Source organism: Trinickia sp. (assembly GCF_036503415.1).
Taxonomy (GTDB): Bacteria; Pseudomonadota; Gammaproteobacteria; order Burkholderiales; family Burkholderiaceae; genus Trinickia.
On the sequence record NZ_DASXWY010000150.1, the window covers coordinates 1 to 4,896 of the forward strand.

Below are 4,896 nucleotides of genomic sequence, written 5' to 3' on the forward strand. Positions count from 1 at the left end.
GTTTTCTTATGGCGCAAAACCGGATCTTTCGGACAGCTGCACTGAATTACCGGCAACGCACAATGGCCGGCACGGTTCTGATCCGCCGGGCATGGCCTGCGTGGGCGTCGTGGGCACTGGCAGGCTCGCTCGTGGCCGCCGTGACGATCTTTGCGTACATGGCGCAAACGCGATGATCGGGCTGCGCGGGAAACTTCCCGTTTTGCTCCAGGCCGAGTTGACCGAATGCGGTCTCGCGTGCGTGGCCATGATGGCCGCCTTCCACGGAAAACCGCTTTCGATGCGCGAAGCCAGACAGCACATTGTGTTGTCCAGCAAAGGTGCAACGCTTGCGGATCTCATCGATATTGCCTCCGCTTTGGCGTTGTCGTCGCGAGCGTTACGCGTCGAGATCGAAGATTTCGGCGAGCTGCGGCTGCCGTGCATTCTGCACTGGAACATGAATCATTTTGTCGTGCTTAAGTCGCTGAGCCGAAGCGGCGTCACGATACACGACCCGGCCGCGGGCTTGCGGCGAATTTCGTGGCGCGAGTTCGATGGGCATTTCACCGGCGTGGCGCTGGAATTGTGGCCATCGAGCGAATTCGTGCGCCACAGCGAAAAACGAGATCTCTCGCGCTTCGCACCGATCGCCAAATATTGTCTCGATGCGAAATCCGAGCTTAGCTGGATCTTGCTATCGGCATTCGCGCTCGAGGCGTTGTCCATTGCCATGCCGTTTCACCTGCGATGGGCAATCGACCGGGGGCTCGTGTCGTCGTCTCACGCGCGTACGCTGGCCGTGCTGTCGATGGGATTCGCGCTGCTGGTCGTCGTGCAGGCGGCGATCTCCGCGGTTCGTGGGTGGCTAGTCGCAGCAATCAGCGCACACCTGAATTTCCGCTGGCTATCGAACGTCTTTTCGCATTTGATTCGGCTCCCGCTCGCGTGGTTCGAAAGGCGTCACCCGGGCGCCGTTCAGTCGAACTTCGGATCGGTCGAGCAGATCCAGCACATGCTGAGTACGCGATTTGCACAAACGATCGTCGATGGCGTCATGGTCGTCGGCACGATGGCCATGATGCTGTCGTATAGCACTGCCGTCGGCGTCGTATCGGTCGGTGCCGCGTCGCTGTACCTCGCCTCCCGATGGCTGTCGTTTCGTGCAATGCGCGACGTCAAGGCGGAAGAGATCGCGTTCGGCAGCAAGCAGAACAATCATTTTCTCGAAACGCTGCGCGGCATTCAGACCGTGCGCCTGTATGGCCAAGTGCCGCTGCGGACAATGCATTGGCTGAATCTGCTGGTCAGTCAGTTCAACGCCGGTCTGCGCGGTGAACGCATTGTCGCCGTTCAACGCGCGATGAGCACATTGCTGTTCGGGCTGGAGCGCATTGCGGCCGTCTGGATAGGCGCGCTCGCGGTCATCGATAGCCGCTTGACGGTGGGGATGCTGTTCGCCCTTGTCGCCTACCGGGAGCAATTCTCAACCCGTGTTGCCGGGCTGATCGATTGCGTCATCGATTTGAGAATGCTTGCCGTGCACGTGGAACGGGTAACCGACATTACCGATCACGCGCCCGAACCCAACGAAGCAGTGGCGGGCTGCTTGTCGCCGATCGACCATGATCGTCTGGAGGCGAGCGTCGAGCTGCGCGGCGTCAGTTTCCGATATGCGCCGTCCGAGCCATGGGTATTGAAGCGCGTCGATCTGCGCATCGAGCCCGGCGAAAGCGTCGCCATTACCGGTCCATCCGGGGGCGGTAAATCGACGTTGGCAAAAATCTTGTTAGGGCTGCTCGAACCCGTGGAGGGAGAAGTGCTGTTTGGCGGCCGGCGTATCGACGAGATCGGATTGACACCTTTTCGTCGTCTCGTCGGCACCGTGATGCAGGACGACACCGTGTTCGGCGGCACGATTGCCGAGAACATCAGCTTCTTTGCCGCGGACGTCGATATCGCGCGCATCGAAGCCTGTGCCGCGCTCGCCGGGCTCCATGCGGAAATCGATCGCATGCCGATGGGTTACGACAGCCTCGTGGGCGCGGGCGGATGTTTGCTGTCGGGAGGCCAGAAGCAGCGCCTGCTGCTGGCGCGTGCGCTCTACAAGCAACCCCGCTTGCTGCTGCTCGACGAAGCCACGAGCCATCTGGATACCGCGAATGAAACCGCCATCAATGCGGCCGTGCGTGCGATGCAACTGACTCGCATCGTCATTGCCCATCGGCCGCAGACGATTGCGTCGGCCGAGCGCGTGTTCCGGCTCGAGCACGGCCGCGTAGATCTTGTCGACGATGACGAGGCACACCGGGGCCAGGATGCCGGCGCGGTCGGCACCCACCACGCTCATAGGGAGACCGCCTGATGACCTATCACGTTCTGTCGGGATTGCCGCGCTCGGGATCGACGCTGCTGGCGGCGCTGCTTCGACAGAATCCTCGTATCCACGCGGATATGACAAGCCCCGTCGCCCAGCTCTACATTGCGCAGTTACAGGCGATGAATGCATCGGTCGAGATGCACCATCATTTTGATACGGCACGACGGCGACGGCTGTTGCGGGCGGTTTTCGATGCCTACTACGGCGATGCGGACGGACGGCCGGTTGTGATCGATACGCATCGCTCATGGAGCTGCATGCTGCCGGGATTGGTCGATCTGTTTCCGGCGACACGGGCGATTTGCTGCGTCCGGAATGTCGGCTGGGTGGTCGACAGTCTCGAGCGGCTCGCGCGCAAGCATCCCCATCGATTGTCCGCATTGTTCGGCAACCGGGCGGATGTGACGGTGTACGAGCGCGTCGAGGCGCTTTGCGCGAGCAACGGTATGGTGGGCTACGCGCTCGATGCACTGAAGCAGGCTTGCTATGGCGCCGAAGCCGGACGCGTGCTCGTGGTGCGCTACGAAACGTTGTGCCGCGAGCCCGCCCGGGTGCTCGCTCGCATTTATGCGCATCTTGATGAAGTGCCTTTCGAACACGACACGGCAAACGTTCAATACGACGCTGAGAGCTTCGATCTCGCCGTGAATACGCCGGGGCTGCATCAGGTGCGGCGCGGCGTGTCGTTCGAGCCGCGTGACACGGTCTTGCCGCCCGATATGTTCGCGCATCTGGAGTCGTTCAATTTCTGGGAACGCCCCGATGTGGAGGCACACGGCATCGCGATTGTATGACTTCGATCGATACCCGCACGATCGAAGGCAATGAAGCCTTTAATTGCGGGATTTACGAGGATATTCACCATGAATGAGAAGAACCAGGCCGAGCGCCAGGCAGCTGAATCGCTCACGCGCGAAAAGATCCGCACGCCGATGACGCTCCGTGAAGGCCGCTCGTCGTCGCTGCGGACGCTGACCGCCGAGGAAATCCAAGGCGTGCGCGGTGGGTATAGCGACCCGGGCCCGAACTGCAACCGCTGGGGATACGGCTGCTAATAGCGGTGAGATGACGCGCGCCGGAAGGCGTGCGTCTCCGTACCCCTCAGCGATTGGAAGCACAGCGGCTCCGCTCCCGCACCTGCGACTCGTTACGATCCTCGGCTTGTACATCCACGTCCGCCGGCTCCTTGAGTAGACGATAGGGATCGAGCTCGCTCCTTCGTATCCGAACTCGATTCGTCTGAGAATGACGGACCGGGCTACTTCGTGCAAGCGCGTCAGCAAGCCTACCCACTGGGCTCCGTACCGGGCACCATGAGTGGCATGGTCGTGGAGGTCGCGGACGATCGCGATGCGGCCGCTCTGGCGTTTGCTGCTACCGCCTCGGGCATAGCTCTGGTCGGGATCGGGTCCGCGTTTTGGGGCATTGGACATCAGTACCCTGGATAATCGACAATCGGTGAACGTGCACCGACGATGTGACCGCGCCTGGAGCACGTCAGTTGCCCAAGACAGGAGCGCACCATGTCGACTCTATCTCTTTCGAGCGGTACAACAATCGACGAGATTGCGGACCGCATCTATCGCATCTCCACTCCAGTCGAGATTCCCGGTGGCGGCGGATTCTCGTTCAACCAGTACCTGATCGACGACGACGAGCCGCTGCTATTTCATACGGGTCTGCGCAGATTATTTCCGGTCGTCCGGGAAGCAGTCGAGCGGATCATGCCAATCGGTCGCTTGCGTTATGTCGGTTTCTCGCATTTCGAGGCCGACGAATGCGGCGCACTCAACGAGTTTCTCGCGGCCGCGCCGCGTGCGGAGCCACTGTGCGGCCAGATCGCGGCTATAGTCTCGGTTAGTGACTACGCCGACCGGCCGCCACGTGCGCTGGATGATGGCGAGACGCTCTCGCTTGGGCAGCACACCGTGCGCTGGCTTTTTACACCGCATTTACCGCACGCGTGGGAATGCGGGTTCCTCATGGAGACAGCGTCGGCAACGCTGCTTTGTGGCGACTTGTTTACCCAAGGCGGTTCGAATCACCCGCCGCTTACCGAGGGCGACATCCTCGAATCGAGCGAGGCATTCCGTCACAAGATGGACTACTTCTCCCACACCAGGGACGCCCGCGCAATGCTGGAACGCCTCGCGGCCTTGCAGCCGACAACGCTCGCCTGCATGCACGGCAGTGCTTGGCGCGGCGATGGCGCGGCCTTGTTGCGCGCGCTCGCCGACAGCGTCGAACACGGCTAGGCCCTGCGCTGAAGGGCCGCTTCGGAGCAAACTGATCAGCTCGTCTCGTCCGGGGCTACGCCCGTCGTCCGGCTGTCACCGACCGCCGAGAAGCATCGTGGTCGGTGGTCGAATGCCTGCGGATTTCGCGGCGACTTTCTACCTGGTTCCAATCACCATTGAATCGGGCCCGGTAAGAGCCTCGACGCGTACCTGTGTGAAGCCGACTTCCTGCATCCATTCGCGACACTGCGCGCCGGTATAGTCGAAGCCGCCGGCTGTCTCGATAAGCATGTTGAGGCT

5 protein-coding genes and 1 pseudogene are annotated in these 4,896 nt (G+C 61.5%); 5 read left to right on the forward strand and 1 reads right to left on the reverse strand.

Annotated features, from left to right (window positions below):
• Window positions 1-172 precede the first annotated feature (172 nt).
• The 5 genes from VGL01_RS18500 to VGL01_RS18520 all read left to right on the forward strand — a co-directional run bounded on the left by VGL01_RS18500 (window position 173) and on the right by VGL01_RS18520 (window position 4,614).
• Window positions 173-2,344, forward strand: coding sequence for a peptidase domain-containing ABC transporter (locus VGL01_RS18500; protein ID WP_331571873.1), 2,172 nt, complete (start codon window positions 173-175; stop codon window positions 2,342-2,344).
• Window positions 2,344-3,153, forward strand: a complete 810-nt coding sequence (locus VGL01_RS18505; RefSeq protein ID WP_331571875.1) for a sulfotransferase — start codon at window positions 2,344-2,346, stop codon at window positions 3,151-3,153. Before VGL01_RS18500 ends, VGL01_RS18505 begins: the two co-directional genes overlap by 1 nt.
• A 69-nt stretch (window positions 3,154-3,222) precedes the next feature.
• Window positions 3,223-3,414, forward strand: a complete 192-nt coding sequence (locus VGL01_RS18510; RefSeq protein ID WP_331571877.1) for a hypothetical protein — start codon at window positions 3,223-3,225, stop codon at window positions 3,412-3,414.
• Window positions 3,415-3,681: 267 nt separating this feature from the next.
• Window positions 3,682-3,807 carry a benzoate/H(+) symporter BenE family transporter gene (locus VGL01_RS18515; protein WP_331571881.1) on the forward strand — a complete coding sequence of 42 codons (126 nt, stop codon included), beginning with the start codon at window positions 3,682-3,684 and terminating at the stop codon, window positions 3,805-3,807.
• A 75-nt stretch (window positions 3,808-3,882) separates the two neighbouring features.
• The gene (locus VGL01_RS18520) at window positions 3,883-4,614 is read left to right on the forward strand and encodes an MBL fold metallo-hydrolase (RefSeq protein WP_331571879.1); all 732 of its coding nucleotides are present in this window, start codon (window positions 3,883-3,885) and stop codon (window positions 4,612-4,614) included.
• 138 nt (window positions 4,615-4,752) lie between these two features.
• On the opposite strand, the pseudogene VGL01_RS18525 reads toward VGL01_RS18520, so the two are convergent.
• A pseudogene (locus VGL01_RS18525) lies at window positions 4,753-4,896 on the reverse strand (methyltransferase); the annotation flags it as partial.

What these genes read in the sequence shown, in the direction of transcription:
- VGL01_RS18500 (WP_331571873.1), top strand. Translation starts at nt 173, where the DNA reads ATGATCGGGCTGCGCGGGAAACTTCCCGTTTTGCTCCAGGCCGAGTTG.
- VGL01_RS18505 (WP_331571875.1), top strand. Translation starts at nt 2,344, where the DNA reads ATGACCTATCACGTTCTGTCGGGATTGCCGCGCTCGGGATCGACGCTG.
- VGL01_RS18515 (WP_331571881.1), top strand. Translation starts at nt 3,682, where the DNA reads ATGGTCGTGGAGGTCGCGGACGATCGCGATGCGGCCGCTCTGGCGTTT.
- VGL01_RS18520 (WP_331571879.1), top strand. Translation starts at nt 3,883, where the DNA reads ATGTCGACTCTATCTCTTTCGAGCGGTACAACAATCGACGAGATTGCG.
- VGL01_RS18510 (WP_331571877.1), top strand. Translation starts at nt 3,223, where the DNA reads ATGAATGAGAAGAACCAGGCCGAGCGCCAGGCAGCTGAATCGCTCACG.